The sequence below is a fragment of the Flavihumibacter profundi genome (assembly GCF_020076305.1).
Taxonomy (GTDB): Bacteria; Bacteroidota; Bacteroidia; order Chitinophagales; family Chitinophagaceae; genus Flavihumibacter; species Flavihumibacter profundi.
The window spans coordinates 2,052,009-2,078,973 of record NZ_JAIQXE010000001.1 but is presented as its reverse complement, the minus strand read 5'-3'; the positions used below and the strand labels follow the sequence as shown (position 1 = coordinate 2,078,973).

At 44.3% G+C, this 26,965-nt stretch carries 25 protein-coding genes; 10 read left to right on the top strand and 15 right to left on the bottom strand.

All coding sequences use genetic code 11. The features are described from left to right. Positions 1-87: 87 nt before the first annotated feature. Positions 88-1,611, top strand: coding sequence for an ADP-ribosylglycohydrolase family protein (locus LAQ65_RS08965; protein WP_224116616.1), 1,524 nt, complete (start codon positions 88-90; stop codon positions 1,609-1,611). A 1-nt stretch (position 1,612) separates the two neighbouring features. Here the strand turns inward: LAQ65_RS08965 and glmS are convergent, their stop codons facing one another. From glmS to mgtE, 3 genes are all read right to left on the bottom strand, one after another. Continuing rightward, positions 1,613-3,448, bottom strand: a complete 1,836-nt coding sequence (glmS, locus tag LAQ65_RS08960) for a glutamine--fructose-6-phosphate transaminase (isomerizing) (RefSeq protein ID WP_224116615.1) — start codon at positions 3,446-3,448, stop codon at positions 1,613-1,615. A 92-nt stretch (positions 3,449-3,540) separates the two neighbouring features. Beyond that, the gene (locus tag LAQ65_RS08955) at positions 3,541-5,895 is read right to left on the bottom strand and encodes a S9 family peptidase (RefSeq protein WP_224116614.1); all 2,355 of its coding nucleotides are present in this window, start codon (positions 5,893-5,895) and stop codon (positions 3,541-3,543) included. Positions 5,896-5,923: 28 nt separating this feature from the next. Beyond that, complete coding sequence (gene mgtE, locus LAQ65_RS08950) at positions 5,924-7,318, bottom strand: magnesium transporter (protein WP_224116613.1); 1,395 nt, start codon at positions 7,316-7,318, stop codon at positions 5,924-5,926. A 37-nt stretch (positions 7,319-7,355) separates the two neighbouring features. Here mgtE and LAQ65_RS08945 point away from each other — a divergent pair, with 37 nt between their 5' ends. Further along, on the top strand, positions 7,356-7,739 hold the full coding sequence (locus LAQ65_RS08945) for an SET domain-containing protein (RefSeq protein WP_224116612.1): 384 nt from the start codon (positions 7,356-7,358) through the stop codon (positions 7,737-7,739). Here LAQ65_RS08945 and LAQ65_RS08940 read toward each other — a convergent pair. From LAQ65_RS08940 to LAQ65_RS08925, 4 genes are read right to left on the bottom strand one after another with little or no spacing between them, the layout of a single operon-like run. Continuing rightward, positions 7,736-9,157: a DUF4403 family protein gene (locus LAQ65_RS08940; protein WP_224116611.1), complete on the bottom strand. Its 1,422-nt coding sequence runs from the start codon at positions 9,155-9,157 to the stop codon at positions 7,736-7,738. The two genes, LAQ65_RS08945 and LAQ65_RS08940, sit on opposite strands and share 4 nt — an antisense overlap. Further along, positions 9,150-9,422, bottom strand: coding sequence for a hypothetical protein (locus tag LAQ65_RS08935; RefSeq protein ID WP_224116610.1), 273 nt, complete (start codon positions 9,420-9,422; stop codon positions 9,150-9,152). Before LAQ65_RS08935 ends, LAQ65_RS08940 begins: the two co-directional genes overlap by 8 nt. Beyond that, complete coding sequence (fmt, locus tag LAQ65_RS08930; protein WP_224116609.1) at positions 9,422-10,375, bottom strand: methionyl-tRNA formyltransferase; 954 nt, start codon at positions 10,373-10,375, stop codon at positions 9,422-9,424. Before fmt ends, LAQ65_RS08935 begins: the two co-directional genes overlap by 1 nt. 35 nt (positions 10,376-10,410) lie before the next feature. Further along, on the bottom strand, positions 10,411-11,625 hold the full coding sequence (locus tag LAQ65_RS08925) for an exo-beta-N-acetylmuramidase NamZ family protein (RefSeq protein WP_224116608.1): 1,215 nt from the start codon (positions 11,623-11,625) through the stop codon (positions 10,411-10,413). A 54-nt stretch (positions 11,626-11,679) separates the two neighbouring features. Here LAQ65_RS08925 and LAQ65_RS08920 point away from each other — a divergent pair, with 54 nt between their 5' ends. Next, positions 11,680-12,135: an FKBP-type peptidyl-prolyl cis-trans isomerase gene (locus tag LAQ65_RS08920; protein ID WP_262901407.1), complete on the top strand. Its 456-nt coding sequence runs from the start codon at positions 11,680-11,682 to the stop codon at positions 12,133-12,135. Between the two features lie 60 nt (positions 12,136-12,195). On the opposite strand, the gene LAQ65_RS08915 is transcribed toward LAQ65_RS08920, so the two are convergent. Then, a complete protein-coding gene (locus LAQ65_RS08915) occupies positions 12,196-13,047 on the bottom strand; it encodes a CPBP family intramembrane glutamic endopeptidase (protein WP_224116607.1) in 852 nt (283 codons plus the stop codon). Between the two features lie 33 nt (positions 13,048-13,080). Between LAQ65_RS08915 and pepT the strand changes: the two genes are divergently transcribed. The 4 genes from pepT (at position 13,081) to LAQ65_RS08895 (ending at position 16,508) form a co-directional block, all read left to right on the top strand. Further along, positions 13,081-14,328, top strand: a complete 1,248-nt coding sequence (pepT, locus tag LAQ65_RS08910; RefSeq protein WP_224116606.1) for a peptidase T — start codon at positions 13,081-13,083, stop codon at positions 14,326-14,328. Positions 14,329-14,366: 38 nt separating this feature from the next. Then, positions 14,367-15,302: an SPFH domain-containing protein gene (locus tag LAQ65_RS08905; RefSeq protein WP_224116605.1), complete on the top strand. Its 936-nt coding sequence runs from the start codon at positions 14,367-14,369 to the stop codon at positions 15,300-15,302. A 75-nt stretch (positions 15,303-15,377) separates the two neighbouring features. Continuing rightward, entirely contained in the window at positions 15,378-16,082 is a 705-nt protein-coding gene (locus LAQ65_RS08900; protein WP_224116604.1) for a MotA/TolQ/ExbB proton channel family protein, read from the top strand. 24 nt (positions 16,083-16,106) lie between these two features. Then, positions 16,107-16,508: an ExbD/TolR family protein gene (locus LAQ65_RS08895; RefSeq protein ID WP_224116603.1), complete on the top strand. Its 402-nt coding sequence runs from the start codon at positions 16,107-16,109 to the stop codon at positions 16,506-16,508. Between the two features lie 7 nt (positions 16,509-16,515). On the opposite strand, the gene prmC is transcribed toward LAQ65_RS08895, so the two are convergent. Next, entirely contained in the window at positions 16,516-17,361 is an 846-nt protein-coding gene (gene prmC / locus LAQ65_RS08890; RefSeq protein ID WP_224116602.1) for a peptide chain release factor N(5)-glutamine methyltransferase, read from the bottom strand. A gap of 115 nt (positions 17,362-17,476) precedes the next feature. On the opposite strand from prmC, the gene LAQ65_RS08885 reads away from it, so the two are divergent. Then, positions 17,477-18,301, top strand: coding sequence for a GNAT family N-acetyltransferase (locus LAQ65_RS08885; protein ID WP_224116601.1), 825 nt, complete (start codon positions 17,477-17,479; stop codon positions 18,299-18,301). Between the two features lie 29 nt (positions 18,302-18,330). Beyond that, positions 18,331-18,891, top strand: a complete 561-nt coding sequence (locus LAQ65_RS08880) for a pyridoxamine 5'-phosphate oxidase family protein (RefSeq protein ID WP_224116600.1) — start codon at positions 18,331-18,333, stop codon at positions 18,889-18,891. Positions 18,892-18,913: 22 nt separating this feature from the next. Here LAQ65_RS08880 and LAQ65_RS08875 read toward each other — a convergent pair whose 3' ends face one another. Genes LAQ65_RS08875 through LAQ65_RS08865 form a run of 3 tightly spaced genes read right to left on the bottom strand, consistent with a single transcriptional unit; the run spans position 18,914 to position 21,587 of the window. Continuing rightward, positions 18,914-19,828 carry a DUF5777 family beta-barrel protein gene (locus LAQ65_RS08875; RefSeq protein WP_224116599.1) on the bottom strand — a complete coding sequence of 305 codons (915 nt, stop codon included), beginning with the start codon at positions 19,826-19,828 and terminating at the stop codon, positions 18,914-18,916. Positions 19,829-19,838: 10 nt separating this feature from the next. Beyond that, positions 19,839-20,231: a hypothetical protein gene (locus tag LAQ65_RS08870; protein ID WP_224116598.1), complete on the bottom strand. Its 393-nt coding sequence runs from the start codon at positions 20,229-20,231 to the stop codon at positions 19,839-19,841. Between the two features lie 42 nt (positions 20,232-20,273). Beyond that, complete coding sequence (locus tag LAQ65_RS08865; protein WP_224116597.1) at positions 20,274-21,587, bottom strand: ethylbenzene dehydrogenase-related protein; 1,314 nt, start codon at positions 21,585-21,587, stop codon at positions 20,274-20,276. 259 nt (positions 21,588-21,846) lie between these two features. On the opposite strand from LAQ65_RS08865, the gene LAQ65_RS08860 reads away from it, so the two are divergent. Beyond that, complete coding sequence (locus LAQ65_RS08860; protein ID WP_224116596.1) at positions 21,847-23,808, top strand: tetratricopeptide repeat-containing sensor histidine kinase; 1,962 nt, start codon at positions 21,847-21,849, stop codon at positions 23,806-23,808. Positions 23,809-23,822: 14 nt separating this feature from the next. Here LAQ65_RS08860 and LAQ65_RS08855 read toward each other — a convergent pair whose 3' ends face one another. Genes LAQ65_RS08855 through LAQ65_RS08845 form a run of 3 tightly spaced genes read right to left on the bottom strand, consistent with a single transcriptional unit; the run spans position 23,823 to position 26,832 of the window. Then, the gene (locus LAQ65_RS08855) at positions 23,823-24,899 is read right to left on the bottom strand and encodes an iron-containing alcohol dehydrogenase family protein (RefSeq protein ID WP_224116595.1); all 1,077 of its coding nucleotides are present in this window, start codon (positions 24,897-24,899) and stop codon (positions 23,823-23,825) included. Next, entirely contained in the window at positions 24,896-25,645 is a 750-nt protein-coding gene (kdsB, locus tag LAQ65_RS08850) for a 3-deoxy-manno-octulosonate cytidylyltransferase (RefSeq protein ID WP_224116594.1), read from the bottom strand. Before kdsB ends, LAQ65_RS08855 begins: the two co-directional genes overlap by 4 nt. Further along, complete coding sequence (locus tag LAQ65_RS08845) at positions 25,642-26,832, bottom strand: DegT/DnrJ/EryC1/StrS family aminotransferase (RefSeq protein ID WP_224116593.1); 1,191 nt, start codon at positions 26,830-26,832, stop codon at positions 25,642-25,644. Before LAQ65_RS08845 ends, kdsB begins: the two co-directional genes overlap by 4 nt. Positions 26,833-26,965 lie beyond the last annotated feature (133 nt).

Here is a 26,965-nt window from a genome sequence, read left to right as displayed (position 1 = left end):
GGAATTAAAGATAACACAACCCGATTTTACCGGGAGTGGTTTATTTCGTAATTTCTCCGCATTGAATCAGCCTTCAATATATTTTGTATGCATAAAACCGCTGTTTTTTTTGTTTGCCTATTATTTGCCTGCGGAGTTGTAACCGCACAGCAAAAAAAATACAGTATAAGTAAGCTGGCCTTAAAGGATAAAATTAAAGGGGGATGGGCCGGCCAGACTATTGGCGTTACCTATGGCGGACCTATGGAGTTTCGGTATTGTGGTACCATGATTAATGCATACCAGCCTATTCCCTGGTATGATGGCTATGTGAAGAAAACAATGCTGGAGAGCCCTGGCTTATATGATGACCTGTATATGGACCTCACTTTTGTTGAAGTGTTTGAAAAAGAGGGATTGGATGCACCGGTTGCATCGCATGCGAAAGCCTTTGCCAACGCAGGTTATGCGCTTTGGCATGCTAACCAGGCCGCACGGTACAATATTTTGCAGGGCATAATGCCGCCTCAATCGGGGTACTGGGAAAATAATCCGCATGCCGATTGTATCGATTACCAGATCGAAAGTGATTTCGCCGGACTGATGTCTCCAGGGATGCCAAATGTGGCTGCGAAAATTTCAGATAAGATCGGGCATATCATGAATTATGGTGATGGATATTATGGTGGTGTGTTCCTTGGATCCTGTTATACCCTGGCTTTTGTTTCCAGTGATATTCCGCAAATTATTAATGAAGCGCTGAAGACAATTCCTTCGCAAAGCAAATATTACCAATGTATTTCGGATGTGATTCGCTGGCATAAGGCTTATCCCACAGACTGGACAAAGACATGGTTTGAATTGCAAAAAAAATGGGCCCAGGATATCGGTTGCCCGGATGGCGTTTTTGCACCTTTCAACATTGATGCAACCATAAACTCTGCCTATGTAGTGATCGGGTTATTGTATGGCAATGGTGATTTTTCAAAAACTATGGATATTACAACGCGATGCGGACAGGATGCCGATTGTAATCCTTCTTCCGCAGGAGGAATACTGGGTACGATTCTGGGCTATAATAAAATTCCGGATTACTGGAAAAAAGGCTTGAAAGATGCCGAGCAGATAGATTTCAAGTATACTTCCACTTCATTGGCTGATGTTTATGAAATTGGCTACAAGCATGCCTTGCAGAATATTGCAAAGAATGGCGGGGATATCAGCAAAGATGTTATCAGCCTGCCTTATGAAGCCCCCAAGGCAGTAAAATTGGAGCAGAGTTTCGGCGATGCTTACCCAATTTCCCAGCAATTTGTAAACAAGGCGCTGGAGGGTGAGTACAATTTTGATTTTACGGGGACAGGTTTTGTTGTAAAAGGTGAAACTGCAAGGTGGAATTCAACCAGCCAGTATGTTTTTGAATTGGAAGTGTATATCGATAACCAGCTATTTGAAAAAGCGAAACTGCCTGTTGCTTATACTACGCGCCGCCATGAACTGACCTGGAAATATAAGTTGCCCTTGGGGAAACACCTGGTCAGGTTAAAACTGCTGAACCCGGTTGCAGGTGAACAGTGCCGGATATCTGATATCCTTATATACGGAACAAAGCCGGTACAAAAAACAAAGTAAATTATTCTACAGTTACGCTTTTTGCCAGGTTACGGGGTTTGTCGACATCATAGCCCTTGGCAACGCCGATATAGTAGGCAATTAATTGCATGGGTATGGCATTTATAATTGGTGCGATCAACTCATCGGCATAAGGCACAACTATAAGGTCATCAGCCAGGGAATTAGCGGCATCATCACCTTCACTGACTATTGCAATAATCTTCCCTTTTCGTGCTTTGATTTCCTGCATATTGCTCAAAACTTTTTCATGGAAGCTGTCTTTTGTAGCCACGAAAAAGACGGGGAGTTTATTATCAACAAGCGCAATGGGGCCATGTTTCATTTCTGCTGCAGGGTACCCTTCAGCGTGTATGTATGATATTTCCTTGAGTTTAAGGGCGCCTTCAAGGGCAACCGGGAAATTATAACCGCGTCCAAGGAAGAGCGCATCTGTAGCATCTTTGTATTTCAAGGCAATTCTTTCGATATTTTCCTTGTTTAATAATGCAGCCCCAACTTTTTCCGGAACATCATTCAATTCTGTAAGCAGGTGCATGTATCTTTTTTCAGGAAGAGTGCCTTTAAGGTAGCCTATTTTCAGTGCCATCATGGTCAGCACGGCAAGCTGTGCCGTAAATGCTTTTGTACTTGCTACGCCTATCTCCGGGCCGGCATGCGTATAAGCGCCAGCGTGAGAGGTACGGGCAATGGAAGAACCAACTACATTCACTACACCCAGGATGATCGCCCCTTTTTCTTTTGCGCTTTCGATAGCCACCAGGGTATCAGCAGTTTCCCCGCTTTGCGAAATCGCAATAATAACATCACCTTTATTTACGATGGGGTTCCTGTACCGGAACTCTGAAGCATATTCCACTTCAACAGGTATACGGGTCACTTCTTCAAAAATGTATTCTGCAATCAGTCCGGCATGCCAGCTGGTACCACAGGCAATAATTATAATGCGGCTGGCAGTAGTGAGTTGTTCTGCATATTGCTGGATGCCACTCATGGTGATACTGCCGTTAGCAGCATCAAGCCTTCCGCGCAGGCAATCAAAAATAGTATTGGGCTGCTCAAAAATTTCCTTCAGCATAAAATGGTCATAGCCACCTTTTTCAATTGCAGCCAGTTCCATATCCAGTTTGGTTATGAAGGGGGTAATTTTTTCGTTACCCAGGTTTTTAAGGATCAGCTCATCAGATTTGATGATGGCCAGTTCATAGTCATTGACGTACACCACTTCTTTGGTATATTCGATAATCGGGGAAGCATCACTTGCCAGGAAATGTTCACCCTTGCCAATCCCGATTACCAGCGGTGAGCCTTTGCGTGCCGCGATTAAAGTATCCGGGTGGTCTTCGTCGATGACCACAATAACATATGCACCGACAACACGTTTCAAGGCAATACGTATTGCTTCTTCCAGTTCGCCGCCATTGTTGGAATGGATATCGTCGATGAAATTCAGTAAAACTTCGGTGTCAGTATCACTGGTAAATTCGTATCCTTTTTTTACCAGGTCCTGCTTTAATTGCATGTAGTTTTCGATAATGCCATTATGGATCATCGCCAGTTTTCCGCTTCGGGAAACATGCGGGTGGGCATTGCGGTCGCAGGGTTCGCCATGGGTTGCCCAACGGGTATGGCCAATGCCAATATTTGCATGCAGGTCTTTGCCAACCAGGGTTTCTTCCAGTTCGGCAACTTTACCCTGTTTTTTAAATACTCTCAGTCCATTATTAATGAGGGCCACACCTGAACTGTCGTAGCCACGGTATTCAAGTCTTTTAAGTCCCTTTAGTATAACCGGGTAGGCTTCCCTGTGTCCAATATAAGCAACAATTCCACACATGATATTCAGTTGACTTTGGCGAAATGAGGTAATTTTGAGGCAATAATAGTTAATATTAGCTATACCTTAAAGCGAACGCCTCGTAACATTATTTATTGTTTTAATGTTGTTTCGAAGAGCCTGAAGATGCGCTTATATTCATCAGTCCAGCTACTGGGTTCCACAAAACCATGGTCTTCAAGCGGGTAAGCGGCAATTTCCCAGTTGTCTTTGCCTAATTCAATCAGGCGCTGGCTTAGGCGAACCACATCTTCGAAATGTACATTGGTGTCAATCATGCCATGGCAGATTAACAGTTTGCCACAGAGGCCGGCTGCATGGTATATCGGGGAGCTTCGCCGGTAAGCGACACTATCGGTAAAGGGTTCATTAAGGATATTTGATGTGTAGCCGTGGTTATAGTGGGCCCAGTCGGTAACCGGCCGTAATGCAGCGCCGGCAGAAAATACGCCTGGTGTGGTAAACATTGCCATCAGGGTAATGAAGCCACCATATGATCCTCCATAAATGCCGATATTCTTTGGGTTTACGCCATATTTTTCGACCAGTAGTTTTGCCCCATCTACATTGTCGGTAAGGTCTTTCCCGCCCATAAAACGATAGATGCCCGTGCGCCAGTTGCGGCCATAACCTGAACTTGCCCGGTAATCAATATCAAGAACTGTATAGCCATTATCTGCAAGCAGGTTGTGAAACATATATTCCCTGAAATAACTGCTCCACCATTTGTGTGCGTTTTGCAGGTAACCGGCGCCATGCACAAATATTACAGCGGGTTTCGAAGGATGGGATTTCGCTGGTTGGTACAGCCTTGCATATACAGTTGCCCCATCGCGTGCCACAAATGTGATCAGCTCCGGCACCCTCCAGGGATAGGCCGAAAATTCTTCGCTGGTAGCCTTGAAAGTAATTTGCTGCGGCAGACTGCCGGATTTATTGTCTTGCAGGTAAAGCTCCCAGGGCTTGTTGCTGGAAGAGTACAGGATAGCGAGTTTCTTTTCATCGGGTGATACAGATACCTTGTTTGCCCCTGTCTGCGTTGTGAGCTGATCCGGTTTTCCACCGGTTACGGGTAGCCGGTAAAAATGCTGTTCACCCGGGTGCAATTCATTGCTGGTAAAATAAAAGTATTTCTTATCGGATGAAAGCCTCGCTGTCTGGATTTCGAAATTTCCTGCTGTTATTGCTTTCAGGGAATGGCTACTGACGGAGAATATATAAAGATGTGAGTAACCGCTTTTCTCTGATTGGAACCAGAACTGTTCATTGCTGATCCAGCCAAAATTTCCACCACCCCAACTGCCGCCGATACCCGGCCCGTCTATCCAGGCTGAATCGTATTGGTGATCAAGCAGGCTTAGCCTGGCTGTATTGCCGTCCAATAGTATTAGCCAGCGGTCTTTGTTGTCGGTGGAACGAAAATCCACAACCGCATATGGTGCTGAAGGTGCCCAGCTTATGTCAGTGGCATTCACTTTACGGACAGGCGGATCCGGAACCGGACTTGCGAAATCGGGCTGGTGCCTGATACCTGGGAGTGAATCGGTCTTGATTTTGTAAACAGTGTCTTTCCTTCGGTCATACAGGAATAATTCCTGGTCTCCTTCGGGAGCGCCTACCTTGGTGCGACTGGGAATTTCCTCGGTAAATCCCGTTTCGGTTACATAACTCGGGACTATAGTTTTTTTTGCGTTACCGGCTGGTTTTGTAAGGCAATAAGTAATGTATCGGCCATCGCTGCTCAGTTGCAACCGATCCAGGATTTTATCTTCCGTATATATCTTTTTCAATTCCTGAAGCCTGGTTTTTTTTTGCAGTGAATCTGCCAGGTCTTTTTTGTACTTCCTGCTTTTCAGTACATCGAAATTTTTCAACTGGTCTTCTTCCAGCCATTTTTCCTGTAAAGTTGTTGCCTCATTTTTACCGGATGCGGGCGGATTGCCTGCCCTGAAATTACTGAGTTGTAAAGTTTCGCCTGAACGGATATCCCATGCGAATAAATTCAGGTTGCGCTCATAAACAATTTTAGTATCAGCAAATGAGAAGAATGGATCGGATTCATTTTCGGCTGTCTGGGTTATCCGTTTCCTGATGCCTGATTTTATATCAACATAAAAAACATCGCCATCCTTGCTATATGTATATGCTGAATTGGTGGTATTGAAAACCAGTTGGTCCTGGGTGATGAGTGACTGGCGGGTTGGTATATCCGCTTTTGTGATGCCGGTTTTCCCCGGTATTAAAAAATAGAGTGAATCGCTGACTGATTTATCGGGGTTCCAGTAAAAAAAGAGTTTTCCATCAGCAGACCAGAAAGGGTTAGCAGGTGAAGAACCGATCCATTTGGGATCGCGCATGATTTGTTCTATGGTAAGCCCTGTTGTTTTTTGTTGCGCATGGAGGCTAACGGTTATGGACAATAGGATGTAGATGAAAAATGATTTCATGAGTAGAAACTATGGTCGGTTTATAAAATTATAACAGGATGCCGCGAAGGAAAATATAGGCAACTGAAAAATAAATAATTAAACCTGTTACATCAACAAGGGTTGCCACAAAAGGAGCGGATGATACTGCAGGGTCAGCCCCGGCCTTCTTCAGCACAATTGGAAGCATCGATCCGCTGAGTGTTCCCCAAAGCACAACACCAACCAATGCAAATCCAACGGTAAAGGCAACCGAAATATAGTGCGGCCCGTAAATTTGCGGGAAAAATTGTGCCCACATCATTACGCGGGTAAAGCCAATCAATCCAAGTACCGATCCCAATAATAATCCAGACATGATTTCACGGCGTAAGACGCGCCACCAGTCTGTAATGGTAATTTCGCCAACGGCCATAGCCTGTATGATAAGGGTGGAAGCCTGGGATCCGCTGTTTCCCCCGCTGGAAATGATCAGTGGAATGAAAAGGGCAAGTACCACTGCTTTGGAAATTTCGTCTTCAAAATAACCCATAGCCGTGGCAGTCAGCATTTCCCCTATAAACAGCACGACCATCCATATTATCCTTTTTTGGAAAAGTTTAAATAATGGGATTTCGAGGTAGGGTTCCTCCAGCGCTTCGGTACCACCAATTTTCTGGATGTCTTCACTGAATTCTTCTGTCGCTACCCATAAAATGTCATCGATCGTAACGATGCCCAGCAAAATATTATTATCATCCACTACCGGTAAAGCCACTCGGTTATTCATTTTAAAAATCTGGTTGGCTTCTTCCTGGTCATCTGTAACTTTCAACGCGATATAACGATAGTCAATGATTTCGCTGACGATATGGTCCGGACTGGCAAGTATGACTTCCCTGATCCGCATATCATCTACAAATTCGCCCTTATCATTAACCACATAAATCACATCAATTGTTTCACTATCCCGGCCAACATTGCGGATATGCTCAAGCACTTCCGCAATTGTCCAGTCGTCTTTTACGGCGATATAATCGGGTGTCATTAACCTGCCCACGCTGCCTTCAGGGTAACCAAGCAGGGCGAGGGTGATCTTGCGTTCTTCAGGTTCCAGGGTTTTGATTAGTTCCTTCACCACTTCGCTGGGCAATTCTTCGAGGAAGGCGGTGCGGTCATCGGCCGGAAGCTCATTGAGCAACTCAGCAGATTTCAGGGGTGGAAGCTGGTTGATGATATCCTTCTGTACCGACACATCCAGTATTTTGAAAACACTGGCTGCCCGATGGGTACTCATATTGCCAATTATCTGGCTGGCGTATTCATCATACTCATCTACCAGTTCAGCCACATCACTGATATTCTGGTTATTCAGGAATTCCCTGATAAGCAGTTTATCTTCCAGGTGGATGATCGATTCAAACTGTTCGCTGATAGTTTGGGGTGTTTCCAGTTCTTCAGACATTGGCCAAAATTACCAACTTAGGTCTTTATATTGTGCAATGATTTTGCCCTGCTTACTTGTAGCCCCGACTGATAAGATGGGTAGAGGTGTTTTCACGACCGAAGCCCTTGCTGCTTTTACAGTAATAGAAATAAGTCCGGTTATCGTAATGAGCGCCGGAGAAAGGGCTTTGCTCGACCAGACCACCCTGCACGATTATATTTTCGAGTGGGGTGAAGACCGGCAATCCTGCTGTATGGCCCTTGGTTATGTACCTGTATATAATCATTCATATGCCAGTAATTGCGAATACGAAATGGATTTTGAACACGGGCTGATACGTATTAAAACCATGCGCGATATTGCCGCAGGGGAAGAGTTGTTCATCAATTACAACGGCGACTGGGATGACGCAACGCCGCTTTGGTTTGATGCAATTTAATTGCCGGGCAGTTTGGCGATAGCTAAGGCCAGGTTACCTGTAACATTTGCCTGTACCTGCACATTATCCTTATTGATAACGAGGCCGTTTAACCGCAATTGGCTGGTGCCGCCTTTCAGGGTTATACCATCTGCAACAGTACGGTTGAACTGGCTGTCAATCCGTGTTTTGTTTTTTTGGTACAACTCAGACACATTTACTTTCGCCTGTTGCCGTAAACGTTCCAGAATCTGCCTGTTGAAAAATGTTTTTCCTATCTGGAGCGTGATACTGGAAGAATTGAGGTCATATTCCAGGTCGGGCACAGTAATCGTTTGTGTGGCCAGGTCCAGCTCCGGACTGCCTTGCAGGTAGAGTGTGCCTTTTTTGGTGCCGGTAAAACTGATCCTGAATTCAACTTTGTAATTGTCCAGCCCCCGAACCATTACATTTTCGATCTTAATTTTCTCTCCCTTAACATCGAACTCCCGGTTGCGTAATGTCCGCGTAAGCAAAGTGTCGATTGTCGTATAATCATAAATAGCATTAGCCGAAAGGTTAAAGCCATTTCCGGCAATATTTCCTTTAAGTGGTGGCAGGTGCCGCGAAACATTTTCGTTACTGCTATCTGAACTGATTTCCGGGTAACAGGAAATGCCGGCCATAAAATCGAGGTTGCCGCCAGCAAAATTGATGGGACCCAGGTTTACTTCACTGGCATTGAGTTTGAGGTAACCGTATGTGCTCAGGGGTATTTTCCTGCCGGATTTTTCCCCGATTGGTTCCAGCACATTGTCGAACCGCAAATTGCTTATTGCCGCATCGATGTTTTTCCCGAATGCATTTATAGAAGCAGAAATGCTGTCGAGGATTTCGGCAGTAACGTCGTTATTGAAAAAAGTAACCAGGCATTTGTCGATGGCCTGTATTTTATCGACCCGGGTATTGGTTCGCAAGCGATAATCGGGGGTGAAATGCAGGTCGGACACCAGGCTGATATTAACTTTTCGCATAGGTTCATCACCGAAACCACAACTTCCGTTCACCCATGGGGAGATAGCCTGGTTCATGACACAAACTGTTTTGCTGCCAGCAATCTGGTAGTTGCCGTTCATCGCAACCGTAATGCGGTTATTACTGCACGAAAACCTGAAGCCCGAACGTATAAAACGGTATTTATAGCGAAAATCACAGCCGCTATTCAGGTAACCTGGCCATCCTGCAGAAGTAATCTCTTTTGGTGCCAGTTTTTCAGCCTCCAGCAGGAATGGCTGTATGGCAATGGTGACCGGAAGGTTTACAACAGATTCCGGCAGTGGGGGAAGGCTTTTACGGACAGGTGCGGGCAGTGGCGCGCTGACTGTTTTTTTGGAGGTTGAACAGGAAGCAGTTACTAAAATTAGCAATACGTAAAACGTTGCAAGTTTTCGCTTATGCATGACCGGGTATAAGGATTTCAGTGATATGGATGCGTATAATTTCAGCGATCAGTTCCAGGCTGGCTAAAACATAAAAAACAAATGCCACTGCCGGAATCACCAGGCATCCCAGGTCGAATACATATCCGATGGGCGGCGTAAGTATATAAATGAAAATGGCAAATCCCATTAAGCTTTGTATCAGGGAAAATAGTTTCCTGATGGTATCTGCTTTGTGAAAACGGAACAGGACAGTAAGCCAGTCCTTCGTGTTATAGCTTATCATCAGGATAAGTCATTTTGTGGAAAGCGGTAGCCACGCAGGAAATCGGTGACCGGCATCCTTTTCTTTCCTTCCAGCTGGATATCAGTAACGAACAGATAACCATCCGGGCCAGCGAATTTCAACCAGGATTTATGGTCGGTTGCATATGCCCCGGGAGTTTCTGCTGGTTGAGTATATTCTTTACTTGCTGCAAAAATCTTCAGTTTTTTTCCATCGAGTTCCGTGAAGGCTGCCGGATAAGGTGATAGCCCGCGGATGAGGTTATATATTTTGTCGATCGGATCTTCCCAGTTGATCCTGCAGGTTTCGGTGAAGATTTTCGGTGCGGTCCGAACCAGCAAAGGGTCAACTTCCAACATGCTTTGCGTGATTTCTTCCAACTCCCCGGCTGCCAGCTCATTGATCGTTTCAAGCAGCAGGTCGGCACCAAGCAATTTCATCCGGTCGTGAAGGGAACCTGCGGTTTCATTTTCGCCAATATCCAGTTTGGCATGCATTAATATATTGCCTGTATCAATTTCCTGGCGAAGCTTGAAAGTGGTAACACCGGTTTCAGTTTCCCCGTTAATGATAGCCCAGTTGATTGGCGCGGCGCCCCGGTATTGGGGCAGGAGCGATCCGTGAACATTGATCGTTCCCAGCGGTGGCATATTCCAGACAATTTCGGGTAGCATGCGAAAAGCCACCACCACCTGCAAGTCGGCTTTCAATGCTTTCAATTGCGCTACAAATAAGGGATCCTTCAGTTTAACGGGCTGTAGTACATTCAGGTGATGGGCTACTGCATATTGTTTCACCGCGCTTTGCTGCAGTTGCATACCCCGCCCTGCCGGCTTATCGGGCGCAGTAATTACACCAACAATCCTGCAGCCGCCTTTTACCAGTGCATCCAGGGAAGCAACGGCAAATTCTGGTGTACCCATGAAAACAATTCTTAACTGACGATAATCCATATTCGCAAAATTACAGTGCGTTAACTGAACCGGGCTTATTCAAAATCAGGATAGAGTAAATATTTTTTTCGTATGGCTTTGAACCGGTTAAGCGCCGGCTGCCATGATTCACGAATGGTGGCTTCGGATGCACCGTTCTTCACCTGGTCCATCAGGCTGGCATTTCCGGCCAGTTTATTAAAAAAATACCCTGAAGGCGGCGCGCCCGGTTTTCCCAGGAAAAAACTGTCTTTTTGAGGAAACAGTTGGTAGGCCTGCAACAGGTACTTCAATTGCAACCGGTTATTAATAGCTGCCAATGCCTTTTGCGGGTCGCTGGAAATATCCCATCCATAACACAATTGGTTTTTGAGTTTCGGGTCTTTTGCCCCATCGCGGGAAACCGGGGTAAAGGCAAATAAATTTTTTGGCAGGCTGGGATGGCCAAAAACCTGGAAGGGATGGTCGGTTCCCCTTCCTTCACTCAATGCGGTTCCTTCAAAAAAACAGGTTGAGGGATACCAGTAAATGGCCGACATATCGGGCAGGTTGGGAGAAGGTTTTACCGGTAATACATATTTGCTTTTATGTGTATAATTGCCACAGGGAATCACTGTCAGGGAAAATGTAGCGAGTGCGCCATGCAGGCTGCTGTCCAGCCATTTTTCACCAGCCAGCATTTTGGCATATTCACCAATGGTCATACCATAAACTACAGGAACTGGTTGCATGCCCACGAATGAACGGAAAGGCTTTTCCAGTACGGGACCATCAACATAAAAACCATTCGGGTTAGGCCTGTCGAGGATCACCAGGGGAAGCCTGGCTTGTATTGCAGACTCCATAAATTCTTCGAGGGAGGAAATAAACGTATAAAACCGGCAGCCAACATCCTGGATGTCAAATACGAGAATATCTACATCGGCAAGGTCAGCAGCGGTAGCCTTCCGGTTTTTGCCATACAGGGAAATGACCCTGATGCCGGTTGCCGGATCAATGGAGTTGTCCACTTTTTCGCCGGCATCGGCGGTGCCCCGGAAACCATGTTCGGGAGCAAATATTTTTATAATATGTATGCCCTGTTTACTAAGCGTATCTACAAGGTGGATGCGGTCGGAAATAACCGAGGTCTGGTTGGCGAAAATAGCCACCCGTTTGCCTTTGAGCAGGTGCAGGTAGGACGAAAAGCGTTCGGCGGCAGGCTGTATACGCTGTGCGGGAAGGGGCTGTGAAAGCATCAGGGCCAGCAGCCAGCAGATTATCTGTTTCATGGTCCAAATATAACTCTTACCTTTCCACCCGATTTTTCAATAAAAAAAATTGATATGCAACAAGTACAATCCGGCGATACCGTTCGTGTGCATTACCATGGTCGCCTTACCGACGGAACAACATTTGACAGTTCCGAAGGCCGCGATCCATTAGAGTTCGAAGTGGGCAGTGGTATGGTGATCGCTGGTTTCGACAACGGCGTGATAGGAATGGTCATTGGCGATAAAAGAACCGTTCATATAGCGGTAGATGAAGCTTATGGTCCTAAGAATCCTGAAATGGTAATTGAGTTTCCGCGTGACCAGGTTCCAGAGGATATGCCATTGGAAGTAGGAATGCGCCTGAACCTGAACAACAGTGAGGGACAAGTAGTACCGGTAGTGATTACCGAAGTATTGGATGAAGCAGTTTTATTGGATGCCAACCATCCGCTTGCGGGTGAAGACCTGGTATTTGATATTGAGCTGGTTGAAATCAAAGCGCCTAAGTCCAGGATCATTATGCCTTAACAAAGTCAGTAAAATCTGTGCCGGTATATTAGTGTCCGGCTAAGTAACTGCCACCATCCTTTAAAAGCTGGTGGCAGTTTTTGTTGTGACAGGCTGGTTATTCCGGGGCCTGTATTGTTTCCAATAAATTATGCCCAGGATGCCTGTAGCCAGTGTACATAAGATTGTATTGATCAAAGAACCCTCGAACCCGAATGCCCCACCGGTAAGCAGCGTGTTCGTACCAATACTCTGCGTGAGAATTGAAGGCAGGTCCAGTCCGCTTACTTCATACCCCAGAACCGGGCCCTGGAAGAAATTCCAGGCGAAATGCAGGGCTATACCGAACCACAGGTTTTTGGTGAAAATATAATTGATGCCCAACAGTATGCCGGCAATAAATACATTCACGAGGGCAAGCCAGCTGGCATTGGGGTTTGCGCCATGAAAAATGGCGAATAAGGCCGCTGAAACCATTAGGGCAGGAACAGGGGTAGTGCTTTGCAACAGGTTTCTCAGCACATAGCCCCGAAAAACCCCTTCTTCTGCAAATGCGACCATCAACATCAGTCCGAAGGATAATACCAGGGAACTGCCATTGAACTGGTAATCCATCCAGTTAAGCTGGTCAATGGCTACCAGGATGCAGGTGCCCGAACCGAGGATGGCAATTGCAGTGGAGAATCCTGTTGCGGCCTGCAGCTGGAACCCCGACCATTGTATACCTATGTCGCGCCAGTTTATCCGGTCAATGTACAGACTGAAAACAAGGACCAGTGTTACGCTAATTATACAGATCAGCGTGTACATTGTGTAGAAGTCCAGCTTAAGAAAGCCAGTTGCAACAATGGCAGCCAGGTAAACGAGCAGGAAAAGGATTGTTCGCAGCCATCCAAAAGGAATAAGCGGTTTAGCCAGATTTGCCTTTGCCATCAAAAGATTAATTTGCCCGAAATTATTGCATTCATGATCAATACGTATCAATATACTGTGGAGGATCGCTTTTTACGGTATGTGCAGGTGGATACACAAAGTGATTTCTTTTCCGACAGCTTCCCGTCTACTGAAAAGCAGAAAGACCTGGGCCTGATGCTGGTGGAAGAATTAAAAGCCATCGGGCTTGCAGACGCAGAAATGGATCAATTCGGGTATGTATATGCGACAATTCCTGCCAACAGTGAAAAGGAAATTCCCACCATCTGCTTTTGTTCCCATATGGATACTTCACCGGATGTAAGCGGTACAGGTGTAAAGCCTTTAATCCATCGCAATTATGACGGTGGCGATATTGTCTTACCGGATGATCCTTCGCAGGTGATCACTATGGCCGACCACCCCTACCTGAAAGAGAAGATTGGTGAAGATATTGTTACGGCTTCGGGCACAACATTGCTGGGGGCCGATGACAAAGCCGGCGTGGCAGTGATTATGGACCTGGCAAATTTCCTGGTAACCCACCCTGAACTGAAGCATGGTAAAATAAGGATCCTCTTTACGCCGGATGAAGAGGTGGGCCGTGGCGTAAACAAGCTCGATATGAAAAAGCTTGGTGCCGATATTGGCTATACCCTGGATGCTGGTGAAGCAGGCAGCCTGGAGGAGGAGAACTTTTCAGCGGATGGTATGACCCTTCATTTTCACGGGGTCGCGGCCCATCCCGGGGCTGCCAAGGGTAAAATGGTGAATGCAATAAAAATTGCCGCAGCATTTTTAGAATCACTGCCCAAAGAAAAACTGGCGCCGGAATTTACTGAAGGCCGGGAAGGGTTTGTGCATCCGGTGAATTTGCAGGGAAGCGCTGAAAAAGCGACCCTTCAATTTATCATCCGCGATTTTGACACCATTAAATTGGGTGAATATGAATATATGTTGCAGCACCTGGGGGATGAAATAGTGAAAAAATTCCCCGGCTCATCTTTTTCCTGGGAAGTGAAGGAACAATACCGCAACATGAAAGAAGTGGTGCAGCATTTTCCGAAACTGGTGGCATACGCTGAAGAAGCGATAAGTCGTGCAGGCGGTACCGTTAGGAAGCTGCCTATCAGGGGTGGAACAGACGGTGCAAGATTGTCTTTTATGGGGTTGCCCTGCCCGAATTTATTTACCGGTGAAATGGCCCTGCACAGTAAGCATGAATTTGTAAGTGTGCAGGACATGCAGCGGAGTGTGAATACACTGGTAGAACTGGTGCAGCTCTGGGAAAAAGGCGAATAAGAATTACTTGAGTATATTGTAGACTTAAATCATTGAAAATGCCGGAATTTATTCTATCAAACTGGTGGATTCTGATCCTGGTGCTGGTGGTGTTAATGGGATTAAAAACCATCAACCAGGGATCGGTTGGCGTGGTAACCATGTTCGGAAAATACAGGCGGGTATTGCCTCCCGGACTGAACCTGATTATCCCCTTTATCGAGCAGATTTCAAAACGGGTATCGGTACAGAACCGGAGCATTGAGCTGGAATTCCAGGCAGTGACATCCGACCAGGCTAATGTATATTTTAAGAATATGCTGCTGTATGCGGTGCAGAATTCAGAAGAAGAGACCATTAAAAAAGTCGCGTTTAAATTTATAAGTGAGCGTGACCTGATGCAGGCACTGAGCCGAACAATCGAAGGCACAATCAGGTCTTTTGTGGCCACCAAGCGGCAGGCGGAGATACTGGCTTTGCGTAAAGAAATTGTTGAATATGTTAAAGAGCAGATAGACCAGCTACTGGAAGAATGGGGCTACCACTTGCTGGACCTCCAGATCAATGATATTACGTTTGACCAGGTGATCATGGATTCCATGAGCAGGGTAGTGGCTTCGAATAACCTGAAAGCGGCGGCAGAGAACGAAGGCCAGGCTTTGCTGATTACCAAGACAAAGGGTGCCGAGGCTGAAGGTAATGCCATTAAAATTGCAGCAGAAGCTGAACGTGAGGCTGCCCGTTTACGTGGACAGGGGGTGGCTTTGTTCCGGGAAGAAGTGGCAAAAGGCATGACCGAAGCCGCGGACCGGATGCGGCAGGCCAACCTCGATACAAATGTTATTTTGTTTAGCATGTGGACCGAAGCCGTAAAGAATTTTGCGGAATATGGTAAAGGGAATGTGATCTTCCTTGACGGCAGCCCTGATGGCATGGAAAAAACCATGAAGCAGATTATGGCCCTGTCAGTGCGCCACAGCGGTACGCAAAGCTGATGACATTATCTTTAGATATTGTTAATTATGATTTTATTTTTACGTTGCACTATACATTTGATTTAAACTAGCCACATGAATTTGTTTTTGTTACAGGTAACTGATACAGCAAAGCGCATAATTGACAGTACACATGCCGCATTACAGGATGGGGGGGCAGCAAAACTGAACCTGCTCGACCTGCTGTTCAAAGGCGGGGTGCTGATGATCCCATTGTTGTTGTTGCTGGTGATTGCCGTATATTTTTTCTTTGAAAGATGGATAGCCATAAAGAAAGCCAGCCAGGTAGATGAAAATTTTATGGCGATCATTAAGGACCATATTATCAATGGCAATGTATCTGCTGCCCGTTCATTGGCAAAGAATACCAACAACCCGGTAGCGCGGATGATTGATAAAGGCATCCAGCGCATTGGAAAGCCCATTGATGCCATTGAGAAGAGCATGGAGAATGTAGGCAAGCTTGAAATGTATAAAATGGAAAGGAATTTGTCGGTATTGTCGCTGGTTTCAGGCATCGCCCCGATGTTCGGGTTTTTGGGAACCATTGTGGGTATGGTGCAATTGTTTTACGGCATTTCTTCAACCGGTGAGTATACGCTAAGTACTATTGCGAGTGGTATTTATGTGAAGATGATCACTTCTGCAACCGGTTTGATTATCGGCTTGCTGGCTTATGTAGGACATAGTTTTTTAAATGCACAGGTTGACAAGACCGTGAACAAGATGGAAGTGGCAAGTGCCGATTTTATAGATACGTTACAGGAACCAACCCGATAGTCTGCGGTTGACAAAATGCAAACCATGAATTTAAGAAGAAGACTCAGGGGAAATGCGGAAGTACATACAGGAGCACTGAACGATATCCTGTTCATTTTGCTATTGTTTTTCCTTATCGTGTCCACCCTGGCTAATCCGAATGTGATCAAATTGTCGCAGCCTAAAGCGAAGAGTGATACCAAGGCGAAACAAACTGTGGTGGTTTCAATTGATGCAAAAAAGCAGATTTATGTAGGCACTTCCCCTGTAACGCTGCCTGATCTTAAATCGAAGCTCCAGCCTATTTTAGCGAAGGAAACCGACCAGCCTTCTGTGGTAATTAACGCCGATAAATCTGTCCCGGTGGAGGACGTTGTTGCCGTAATGCGGGTGGCCCGTGAATTAGGCGCAAAGTCAGTTTTGGCTGTTGATAAAAGCGGGCAGTAAATTTTGTTTACGGTTTGATCGCCCTGATCATCCTTTCTTTATCCTGCATATCTTTTCTTGTTTCGATCCGGGTTAATCCTGCCTTCGAAAAACACTGCCTCACTTGCTCACCCAGGTTTTCATGGATTTCTACATACAACCTGGCTCCCGGCGCCGCATATCCTGTTGCAAATTTTGCAATAGCCGCATAAAAAACCAGGGCATTTTCGTCAGGTACAAAAAGGGCAATACCGGGTTCATATTTTACTACGTGCTGGTCCATTTCATTACGGCCACTTTGCGGAATATATGGCGGGTTGCTCACAATTATATTTGGCCTGGGAAGGGATGCCCGGTCCTGTTCCTGCAGGAAATCAATATGGTGCCAATGGATATTTGTACCTAATGCTTTTGCATTTAAAGCAGCTACTTCTAATGCCCCTTCGCTGATATCACAGCTATGTATAGTTGCCATTGGCAGTTTCTTTGCCAGGCTGATAGGAATACAACCACTTCCACTGCCGATATCCAGTACGGTAATTGCCGGATGGCCTTTTTCCTCTTTTACGATCCATTCAACAAGTTCTTCAGTTTCAGGCCGCGGGATGAGTACCCTTTCATCCACAAAAAATTTCATACCCTGGAACCAGGCTTCATTGAGTACATATTGGACGGGGCGGTGGTCCAGGAGCTGGTTGAGAAACTGGTTGATCCTTATTTCCTGTTCCGCCTGGAGGGAGGATCCCAGGCTTTCGTTATTTCGCATGCCGGTAATTTTTTCCATCACCATATTGGCAATGATAAAGGCTTCACGTTCACCGTAATCAGCAACAAGCTTGCCTTGCAGGAAATGGAATTTTTCGGCAATGGTCATCCGTAAAGGTAATTTTGAATCTCTGGTTTCCGCTACAAAATGACAGGAATTCTATAATATTAATGATGCGGTTTCTGGTAGATTTGTACAACCTGCTATGATTGAATACCGCCATATGGAGCCTGATAATATTGGTGCAGGGCTTGAGCTCTGCCGTAAAGCCCAATGGAACCAGCTTGCGCGGGATTGGCAGGTTTTCCTGGAACTCAGTCCCCGTGGTTCTTGTGTTGCAGTTTGTGATGGTAAAATTATTGGGACAGTTACCACTATAAGTTATGAGCACATATTCAGTTGGATTGGGATGGTTTTGGTTGATCCGGCAAACAGGCGGCAAGGGATTGGTCTCCGCTTATTGCAGGAAGCGCTTCATATTTTAGGGGAAGAAGAAACGGTTAAACTGGATGCTACCCCCGCGGGCCGCGAAGTGTATTTGAAATTAAATTTTGTTGATGAATATAGGTTAAGCCGGATGGGTGCGGTTGTTAACCCTGTAAAATTACCTGTTTCCACAGCAAGGTCTCTCAGCAGGGATGATTTGCCAGCCGTGTTCGAATTTGACCAAAAGGTATTTGGTGCCAGGCGGCATCTTTTATTGGAATGGCTGTTTACAGGTGCGCCACAATATGCATTTATTGCAGAGGGGGAAGTTGGAATTATGGGTTACTGTTTTGGGAGGCCCGGACATAATTTTACACAAATCGGGCCTGTAGTTGCAACGGATACCGCGATAGCTAAAAACCTTGTTTCAGCTGCCTTGCAGAAATGTATCGGGGGAACTGTAATTTTGGATGCAACACATTTTGATGAGGAATGGTTCAAATGGCTCGATTCAATTGGTTTTGCGGAACAGCGTCCTTTTATCCGGATGTACCATGGCAGTAATCGTTTTCCTGGAATACCAGGAAAGCAATTTGCGATTTTGGGCCCTGAGTTTGGATAGGCGTTTTAATGTATAAATAATTCTGGTATATGGGAAAATTTTTGGAAAGCATAAGTCAATCCCACCGGGAATTCATTGAGAAACAGCATGTTTTTTTCGTCGCTACAGCTCCATTAAGTGCAGAGGGGAGGGTGAACCTTTCTCCCAAAGGTTTAGATTCTTTTAAAGTGTTATCTGAAAACGAGGTGGCTTATATGGACCTTATCAGTAGTGGCAATGAAACCTCGGCACATACATTGGAAAATGGCAGGATAACTTTTATGTTCTGCTCTTTCGAGGGCAAGCCGAATATCCTGCGCCTATATGGAAAGGCTAAAACAATTTTGCCAGGCACTGAGGCGTGGGAAGTATATGCGCCCCATTTCAAAATTTACCCGAGCACACGGCAAATCATAGTGGCGAATATTGATCTCGTCCAAACCTCCTGCGGATTTGGTGTTCCGCTTTTTGAGTATTCCGGTGAAAGGGATATCCATTTCGAATGGGCAGAAAAGAAAGGCCCTGATGGATTGAAGAAATATGTCGAAGAAAAAAATTTAATTAGTCTTGATGGATTGCCAACTGTACTTGGATTAAAAGCCGGCCAGTAAACGGCCGGCTTTTTTAAAAAAGTCAGTAATTCCAAAGCCTTGTAATATTAAAGCCAATCAGGAATTGATTATTGGTGTAGTCGTTTTGATTATACATATTATTACTCTGTGGTACTATACCATAATAATTGGTTGCAAATACCTGGAAAGAGTGCGCACTTGTTGTGGTTTCGAATCCGAAACAGATATTCGGGTGTGGGTTATTGGTAGGGTGTTGAGTAACCGGCTGGTTATATCCGGCAATAATGGCAGATTTTTCAGTGATTTTATACCGTCCATAAATTGCAAAGGCGAAATGTCCATTATACATTTTATTCTGGACCTCACCCTTTTCATCAACATAACCTTCTACATTATTGAACCAGGAATAGTTTGCAGAAACCTGTGCGGAAAATTTTTCAGTAATTTTTCGTGCAACAATCAACTCATTGTAATAGGAAAACCGGTCAACACTATTAACGAAATTGCTTTTGTCCCTTGCGTCGATGACCATATTTCCGAAATATGTAAGACTGATCGGCATTGAATTATCTGTCGTCTGTTGCAACAGGGCGTATTTTGCATTAAAGTCAATCTGGTATCTTTCTTTAGTTATCCCGGCACCTACGTAAAGTTTGTTAATAGGTGAATAGTTCATTGCCAGCCTGATATTTGTAGGTGCGAACATTCCCCAGAAATCTTTTTTGCCATTATCCCATGTGCCAAACCGGTGTTGGATAGCGAACTCCAGGGATCCCTTAATTGGCACCATTACAGATTGGTTATCGATTATATAGTTACTTCCAAAAGTGTTTTTCACCGGTTTCACTTTCTTTGGTGCAGGTGCCAGTGTGGTGTCTTGCCCTATGGCAAGTCCTGCCTGGAGACAGAGTAATACGGCCGGCAGCAGGAACCTGGATTTTAGGAATGTAGGAATATTATTGAAGTATTTTTTCATAACCTTAAGTTTAGTTGTTTTTAGCCCCTTGTTTGATCCATGCAAGCATTAAAGAGTTATAATCTTTATTGATTCCACTGGGTGGCATTGGTGTTGATTTTTTACCAGTCATCCACAGATAAATAACACTTGATTCAGGATCTGCGGTATTGACGTAACCTCCATTCATAAGGGAATTATAAGCATTGGCTGCTGTAAGGTCCGGGGATTTTCCGCCTGTTGTATGGCATCCGCTTAAACTGCAGCTGCTATTGAATATCGGGATGATATCAGCAGTGAAACTTACAGGCCTGGTAATCTCTTCACCTGTTGTAGAAATGACTGATACATTCTTGTAACACCCAATCAGCAGAAGCATGATAAAGCAGGCCAAAAACCCTATTGTTTTTTTATATTGTAACATGATCTTCGCATTTAGCGTTTAGGTTTTCAGTAACAGGGCCTGTCAGTCTTTTTTAAATTTCAATACCAGGTTTGGCTTGATAGAGTGTTGGTTGTTTGAATTATTAAATATGGCCATTCCGAAAGGCTGATCCTGGAGGCTTTCAAAATTTATATCTTGTTTTAATGAGCTATTGGTGTTCAGTAGCCTTTTAAATTCTACGACCCAGCCTGATCCTGTATGGGTGCCTTTCGCAGTAAAGTCTGCGCGACCAGCTGTATATTGAACTGCTATGAAACTGGGAATACATTTAGTTCCGACACCACCGTTAACACCCGGTTTTTGCAGGTATTCTCCGTCTGTTGAGGGGTCTAATGTGCCGCCATCATAAGTTAATACACCATCACTACTTACGCCGGTTACTTTTCTGGCAGCGCCTCCTGGTAAAGTATCTGCTACATCATAGTAGGCTTTATTGGTTGCGTCCGGAATAATCCAGGCCGGAACGTTTACGCTTGCGCCATCGCCGTCAAGTTTCAGGGAAACGCGGTTGTTGATGGGACCATTACTTGGATCTGTATTGTTGTTTTTGTAGCTAGTTGAATATGGTGTAGGTGGAACCAGGTCGTCAGCATGGCGGCCATTTCCGGCACCACCAACTGTATCTGTCGTAGCTGGACCACCAGCCCAATCCTGGTATTGGTCATCCATTTGATTGGTCAGCAAGTCTTTTTGCAAATGCAGCCACCACATGTCAATTTTTTCGTTTGCGCCATTGGTATAGTGGTTTCCGCTTTTATTCGCTACCATAACACCAGCATAATTCCTGTAAGAATTAAAGAGGTGGCAGCTTGCATAGCAGGTTTGCCCGGTGAATTTTGGAGTTGAGTTATCTATATCCCAAAGCATGGCCAATTGATCCTGGCCGATACCTTCCCTGGTTAGAACACCGTTTACATCAAATTGGCGGCTGTTTGCTTCTTGTGCCCAGCGTTTTTTTGCCGGATCAAAATACCAGGGTTGAACAGCTGTTCCCTGTGTGGGATCATTCCATTCAGCCAGGAAATAAATGTATTGCGCGTCATACATTGCCCGTAGGGTGTAGGTGTATTTATCACCAATGTATCCTGCGAACAGGCCGTTGCCAGGGTTGGGTACTTCAGTTTGCCCGGTTAACTTGGTGGCGTTTTCCCAGATTGCGTCGATTGTGCCATCAATTGCCGGTGGTGTAGTGGTTAGTAAGGCCACCAGGTCGGTTGAACTATTCGTAGTTGGGGTAGTGGTGAGTACCTGATTATCCTTTGTGCAATAAGTTAGCGTTAAAACAGATGCAGACATTAAGGCTACTAATGCGTAACTTTTTTTAAACAGTTTCATACAGCGTGATTTTATTAAATAGTATTGAAGGAAATCGGGTGCAAATTATTCAGGAGTATTTGACAGTTTTATGACAATGGGCTCGAATAAACCTGATTTAAATCATATTTTGCCTTTTTTGCCGGGTTATTGTTTTTCCGTACTATTCACTAAATTCAAATTATAACCTGTCTTTCGGCACTTCGATGGGGTAACATGGAAAGAATCAAAATTTTTCTGCCTGGAAAAATAATTTCAGTAAGTAAAATTCATCAGTAAAATGAAAATGCTGAAACTTCTTTTGGTTGCAATGGCTGCCTTTTGTTCTCTGCAGGCACAGAATACGGAAGCGGATAGTTTAAAAAAATTACTACCCAATGCTAAGGAAGATCACGCGCAGGTAAGGGTCCTGGAAGGATTAAGCTATGCATATTTATCAACCAGTCCTGATACAGCACTGCATTATGCATTAAAAGGATTAGAACTTGCCAGGAAAATCGGGGATACAAATGGTGAAGCGATCTGCATAAATGCATTGGGCAGTGTTAATTTCCATGTCGGTGATTATGCCAAAGCGTTAGAATTGTATTTGCAGGCCTTGCAAATGAAAGAGCAGTTAAAAATCCGGCAAAATCTTGCCGTTTATTACTTTAATATATCAAATGTTTACAATGTCCAGGGAGATACCACACAGGCATTATACTATCTTTTTAAAACAAAGAAAGAGGATGAAAAGGCCGGGGACAGTTCAGGGATAATGTTCGACCTGTATAGTTTAAGCGATGCCTACCTTCGTATGGGAAAGACTGATTCTGCATTGTATTATTTGCACCTGTCAAACCGGGTTTGCAACCGGCTGGACGATAAGAATATGGTCCCTGCCATTTTAATTAAATATGGCGATATTTATTCGAGCCTGAAAAACATTCCGGTTGCTATAAATTATTATCACAATAGTATTTATTATGCGCGGGATATTAATGATAACCAGGTGTTGTCAGAAGATTACCTCGCACTGGCCAGGATATTTGGCCAAAACAACAATACCGATTCTTCCACCTATTATGCACGTAAAGCACTGATTTTGGCCAGTGAGGCTCCATTTCTTAAAACAGTATTGGATGCAGGCATGTTCCTTGCAGGCGCATTTAAGGTCCAGAAGAAATATGACAGTGCGTTTAAATACCTTGAATTAAGTATTGCTACAAAGGATAGCCTGTTTAATATTGAAAATGTAAAGAAAGTCCAAAACCTGAAATTACAGGAACTGCAAAGGCAGCAATCCATTGAAACTGCAAGGATTGAATACCGGAATAAAGTGAAATTATACCTGGTAATTTCTGCATCATTTATCTTTTTGGGGATCGCCCTTGTGCTATGGCGCAATAACAAACAAAAGCAGGAAGCCTATACCTTATTGCAACAACAAAAGGCTAAGACAGACGATGCGCTGGATGAACTAAGATCCACCCAGTCGCAATTAGTGTTGCGTGAAAAAATGGCATCTCTTGGTGAGCTTACGGCAGGAATCGCCCATGAAATCCAGAATCCGTTAAACTTCGTCAATAATTTTTCAGAAGTGAATAAAGAGTTGCTCGTAGAAATGAAAGAAGAGATTGATAAAGGGAACTTAAATGAAGTAAAATCTATTGCTCATGCCTTGATTGACAATGCAGAAAGAATAAATCAACATGGTAAAAGGGCAGATGCTATTGTAAAAGGCATGTTACAACACAGTCGCAGCAGCAGTGGGCTAAAGGAACCAACTGATATCAATGCATTGGCTGATGAATTCCTGCGGCTGGCGTATCATGGATTAAGGGCTAAAGACAAATCATTTAATGCAACGTTGCATACGGATTTTGACCAGGGGTTGGGAAAAATCAATATTATTCCCCAGGATATCGGCCGGGTTTTACTAAACCTCTACAACAATGCTTTTCATGCGGTGCTGGAGAAAAAGAAATCATCAATGGTTGAATATATACCAACGGTTTCCGTAAGTACAAGGAAACTGGGTGATAAAGTTGAAATCAGGATAAAAGACAATGGTATCGGTATTCCTGAAAAACTGCGCGGAAAAATATTCCAGCCATTTTTTACCACAAAGCCAACCGGTCAGGGTACAGGGTTAGGCCTGTCTTTATCGTATGACATTATTACTAAAGGCCATGGCGGAGCTATATTGCTTGAATCTGAACCAGGTGAAGGCTCGTTATTTATTATTCAATTGCCGGTATAATTTATTGCCTATTGCTAAAATTGTCCGTACAGCTCACGTAGAGTTTTATGGTCTATAGTTGATTTCCAGTTTTTCCCAATTGCATTTTCCCAAAGAGGTTCCATGCCCAGCGATATCGAAATCATTTTATTAAACTGGTCTTCAGTTAGTGATTGGGTTAGGTTTTTAGGTATTTCGATCTTGTTTTTCGAGATCATTTCCTTGAATTTCAAGACCCCATCCGGGTAATAATGTGCTAATTTGTCGAATACGATACAATTACCAATACCGTGTTTCGTACCTAACAAATAGGACAATCCATAGCTTACGGCATGGGCAACCCCGACCTGTGAATAAGCAATACTCATGCCGCCTGCATAGGAGGCCATCATCAATTTCTCGTCAGAATCATCATCCCATTCATCCTTATGCAGGAATATTTCTTCGCACAGGTCAAGGGCCTTTTCCCCGTACATACGGCTAAAAGCATTCAGGTAGGTGCCGTTAAGGGATTCAATGCAATGTATATAACAATCCATCCCGGTATAAAATCGCTGCTGTTCTGGTACTGTTTTTAGTAGCAGGGGGTCAAGAAGTATCTGGTCAAATGGCGTAAAGTCTGAATTCATGCCCAATTTCCTGGTTGGACCCGTAAGTACACAGGTCCTGCTTACTTCAGCACCAGTACCAGAAATACTCGGTATGCCCATCTTATAAACCCCCGCATATTTTACAAGGTCCCAGCCCTGGTAATCAGCTGAAGATCCCGGATTTTTCATCATCAGGGAAACGGCTTTCGTTATATCCAAAACAGATCCACCTCCGATTCCCACGATACCTGAAACTTCCCCAAATTGTGCAGTCAGGCTGTCTTTTAATTCATCAACATAGGTGGTTTTTGGTTCGTGGGTAACATCAATAAAGATTACCTGGTCATTTCCCCTCAAAGGAATCGTACCTAAAAAGTTGGCATTGTTTTTAAAAAAATCATCTACAAAAAATATAACAGGAAGATTGTTTACCCTTTTGTGGCTCAGTATTTCATCAACCTTTTGGAACGAGCCTTTTCCATAAGTAACAAATCCGGGTAATTTGAAATTTCTAAAATTCATAATTGGTTATTTTTAACCGGCCTGTTCATCATATTGTTTGCCATGGCAAGGTCTTCCGGAGTGTCTATTTCAATTCTGTTATATTCTGTAATGACCATTTTCAGTGGAATACGATATTCAAGCCATCGCAGGCATTCAATTTGTTCGGCCATTTCAAGCGGAGTCGGGTCAAGTTTCGTGACTTTTAGTAATGTGCTTTTCCTGAATGCGTAAACACCAATGTGTTCATAATATTTGGCCCCGATATTGTTGCGATTATAGGGTATGACTGACCTTGAAAAATAAAGGGCGAATCCATTTAGGTCAATAGCTACTTTTACAAAATTCGGGTCTTCTATCTGTTCCTGCAGCTTTAAGGGCTGCATTAAGGAAGCGATTTCTATTTCAGCCTTAACATCATTCCGGAAAACAGCCAGTAACTTTTCTAATGGCTCTCTTTGCGTGAAGGGTTCATCACCTTGAATGTTTACTACAATATCAGCATCAAGATTTCCTGCTGCTTCAGCTATCCGGTCTGTGCCACACAAATGTGTAGGACTAGTCATTACCACCTTGCCACCTGCCAGCTGGATAGCCTTATATATGGCTTCATCATCGCAGGCTACGATTACTTCATCAAATAAACCTGTATTGAATACCGATTCATAAGTATGTACAATGACAGGCTTGTTTTGCAGCAGTGCTAACATTTTTCCCGGGAAACGGGTAGATCCAAACCTGGCTGGAATGATCGCAACTATTTTCATAATTCACTTAGGATAGCATTTCGCAGGATGTCTTTTTTTACGAGCAAATCGTTTTCTGTCCAGCTTAAGTTTATTGGAATGGAAATTGAGCGGCTGATCAGGTTATCTGATTGCTCAAATGATTGAAGGGCCAGGTTTTGCAATTGTTTTTTAAGGCCGGGATTTAAAGGGTAAACTGTACTGCCGCTTTTTAAGTGTTGCCAGTTCCTGATATAGTGCCAGTTATTGTCGAAATAATAAAATGCAGCCAGGCCGGCTGCCTTTAGATGGCCAATAACTTTCCTGGCAATTTCAGCAGTTGGAAGAAAAAAAGATAAAAACGTCGCACTATCTCCGGCAGGATCGTGAACTTTCCTGAATTGTATTCCGGGAATTTCAGCAATGGCTGTTTTCAAAAACGCCTTGTTGCTCCTTTGAATCTGAAGGAATTGATCCAGTTTCCTGATCTGCGCCAGGCCGACTGCGGCATGCAATTCAGAAATTCGAAAATTATAGCCGATGAATTCGTGAAGGTCGGCCCCGCGGTCTATACCCAGGTGGTCATGGCCATGATCAGTATAGGCATCGCATTTGGTGTAGATGTCTTTATTATTCGTCATAACAGCACCGCCTTCACCACAAGTAATTGTTTTTACAAAATCAAACGAAAAGGTGCCTGCATCGCCAATAGTACCAAGATACCTGCCTTTATAAGTGCCGCCAATAGCCTGGCAGGCATCTTCCAGCAGAAAGAGTTTTCTTTCCCTGCAAATATTTAACAGCGCATTCATATCCGCCATTGAGCCACACATGTGTACCGGCATAATAGCTTTGGTACGCGGGCTGATTGCCGCTTCAACGGCTTTGGGGTCGAGCGTTAGCGATTCGTCTATATCTACGAAAACAGGGGTTGCCCCTACAGATAAAATGGCTTCAAAACTTGCTACGAATGTAAAGCAGGGTAAGATTATTTCATCTCCCTCACCAATGCCCAAAGCTGCCATTGCCGTGGTCAGCGCCGCAGTACCACTGGAAGTTAATTGGGTGTGTTGTACATTTAGCTTTTGGCAGATCGCTTCTTCCAGTTCTTTCGCTTTCCAATGGCCCTGTCTTTGTTTATCAAATCCATATCGCATTAGGATTCCGGAGTCAGTTACATCCTGGACTTCCTTTCTCTCTTCATCACCAAAAAATTCATATCCCGGCATATTCTGTTTTTATCGATAAAAAATTGAAAATTACGTTGTTATTTACCCTTTGAATTGAAAGGAATCGTGTTAACAAACGGTTAACAATTGTTAAATTGTCCTTTAGGGTGCAAAAATATAGACACCTTTTTAA

Coding starts and splice junctions, on each gene's coding strand:
- LAQ65_RS08965 (WP_224116616.1), top strand. CDS start 88: ATGCATAAAACCGCTGTTTTTTTTGTTTGCCTATTATTTGCCTGCGGA.
- glmS (WP_224116615.1), bottom strand. CDS start 3,448: ATGTGTGGAATTGTTGCTTATATTGGACACAGGGAAGCCTACCCGGTT.
- LAQ65_RS08955 (WP_224116614.1), bottom strand. CDS start 5,895: ATGAAATCATTTTTCATCTACATCCTATTGTCCATAACCGTTAGCCTC.
- mgtE (WP_224116613.1), bottom strand. CDS start 7,318: ATGTCTGAAGAACTGGAAACACCCCAAACTATCAGCGAACAGTTTGAA.
- LAQ65_RS08945 (WP_224116612.1), top strand. CDS start 7,356: ATGATTTTGCCCTGCTTACTTGTAGCCCCGACTGATAAGATGGGTAGA.
- LAQ65_RS08940 (WP_224116611.1), bottom strand. CDS start 9,157: ATGCATAAGCGAAAACTTGCAACGTTTTACGTATTGCTAATTTTAGTA.
- LAQ65_RS08935 (WP_224116610.1), bottom strand. CDS start 9,422: ATGATAAGCTATAACACGAAGGACTGGCTTACTGTCCTGTTCCGTTTT.
- fmt (WP_224116609.1), bottom strand. CDS start 10,375: ATGGATTATCGTCAGTTAAGAATTGTTTTCATGGGTACACCAGAATTT.
- LAQ65_RS08925 (WP_224116608.1), bottom strand. CDS start 11,625: ATGAAACAGATAATCTGCTGGCTGCTGGCCCTGATGCTTTCACAGCCC.
- LAQ65_RS08920 (WP_262901407.1), top strand. CDS start 11,680: ATGCAACAAGTACAATCCGGCGATACCGTTCGTGTGCATTACCATGGT.
- LAQ65_RS08915 (WP_224116607.1), bottom strand. CDS start 13,047: ATGGCAAAGGCAAATCTGGCTAAACCGCTTATTCCTTTTGGATGGCTG.
- pepT (WP_224116606.1), top strand. CDS start 13,081: ATGATCAATACGTATCAATATACTGTGGAGGATCGCTTTTTACGGTAT.
- LAQ65_RS08905 (WP_224116605.1), top strand. CDS start 14,367: ATGCCGGAATTTATTCTATCAAACTGGTGGATTCTGATCCTGGTGCTG.
- LAQ65_RS08900 (WP_224116604.1), top strand. CDS start 15,378: ATGAATTTGTTTTTGTTACAGGTAACTGATACAGCAAAGCGCATAATT.
- LAQ65_RS08895 (WP_224116603.1), top strand. CDS start 16,107: ATGAATTTAAGAAGAAGACTCAGGGGAAATGCGGAAGTACATACAGGA.
- prmC (WP_224116602.1), bottom strand. CDS start 17,361: ATGACCATTGCCGAAAAATTCCATTTCCTGCAAGGCAAGCTTGTTGCT.
- LAQ65_RS08885 (WP_224116601.1), top strand. CDS start 17,477: ATGGAGCCTGATAATATTGGTGCAGGGCTTGAGCTCTGCCGTAAAGCC.
- LAQ65_RS08880 (WP_224116600.1), top strand. CDS start 18,331: ATGGGAAAATTTTTGGAAAGCATAAGTCAATCCCACCGGGAATTCATT.
- LAQ65_RS08875 (WP_224116599.1), bottom strand. CDS start 19,828: ATGAAAAAATACTTCAATAATATTCCTACATTCCTAAAATCCAGGTTC.
- LAQ65_RS08870 (WP_224116598.1), bottom strand. CDS start 20,231: ATGTTACAATATAAAAAAACAATAGGGTTTTTGGCCTGCTTTATCATG.
- LAQ65_RS08865 (WP_224116597.1), bottom strand. CDS start 21,587: ATGAAACTGTTTAAAAAAAGTTACGCATTAGTAGCCTTAATGTCTGCA.
- LAQ65_RS08860 (WP_224116596.1), top strand. CDS start 21,847: ATGAAAATGCTGAAACTTCTTTTGGTTGCAATGGCTGCCTTTTGTTCT.
- LAQ65_RS08855 (WP_224116595.1), bottom strand. CDS start 24,899: ATGAATTTTAGAAATTTCAAATTACCCGGATTTGTTACTTATGGAAAA.
- kdsB (WP_224116594.1), bottom strand. CDS start 25,645: ATGAAAATAGTTGCGATCATTCCAGCCAGGTTTGGATCTACCCGTTTC.
- LAQ65_RS08845 (WP_224116593.1), bottom strand. CDS start 26,832: ATGCCGGGATATGAATTTTTTGGTGATGAAGAGAGAAAGGAAGTCCAG.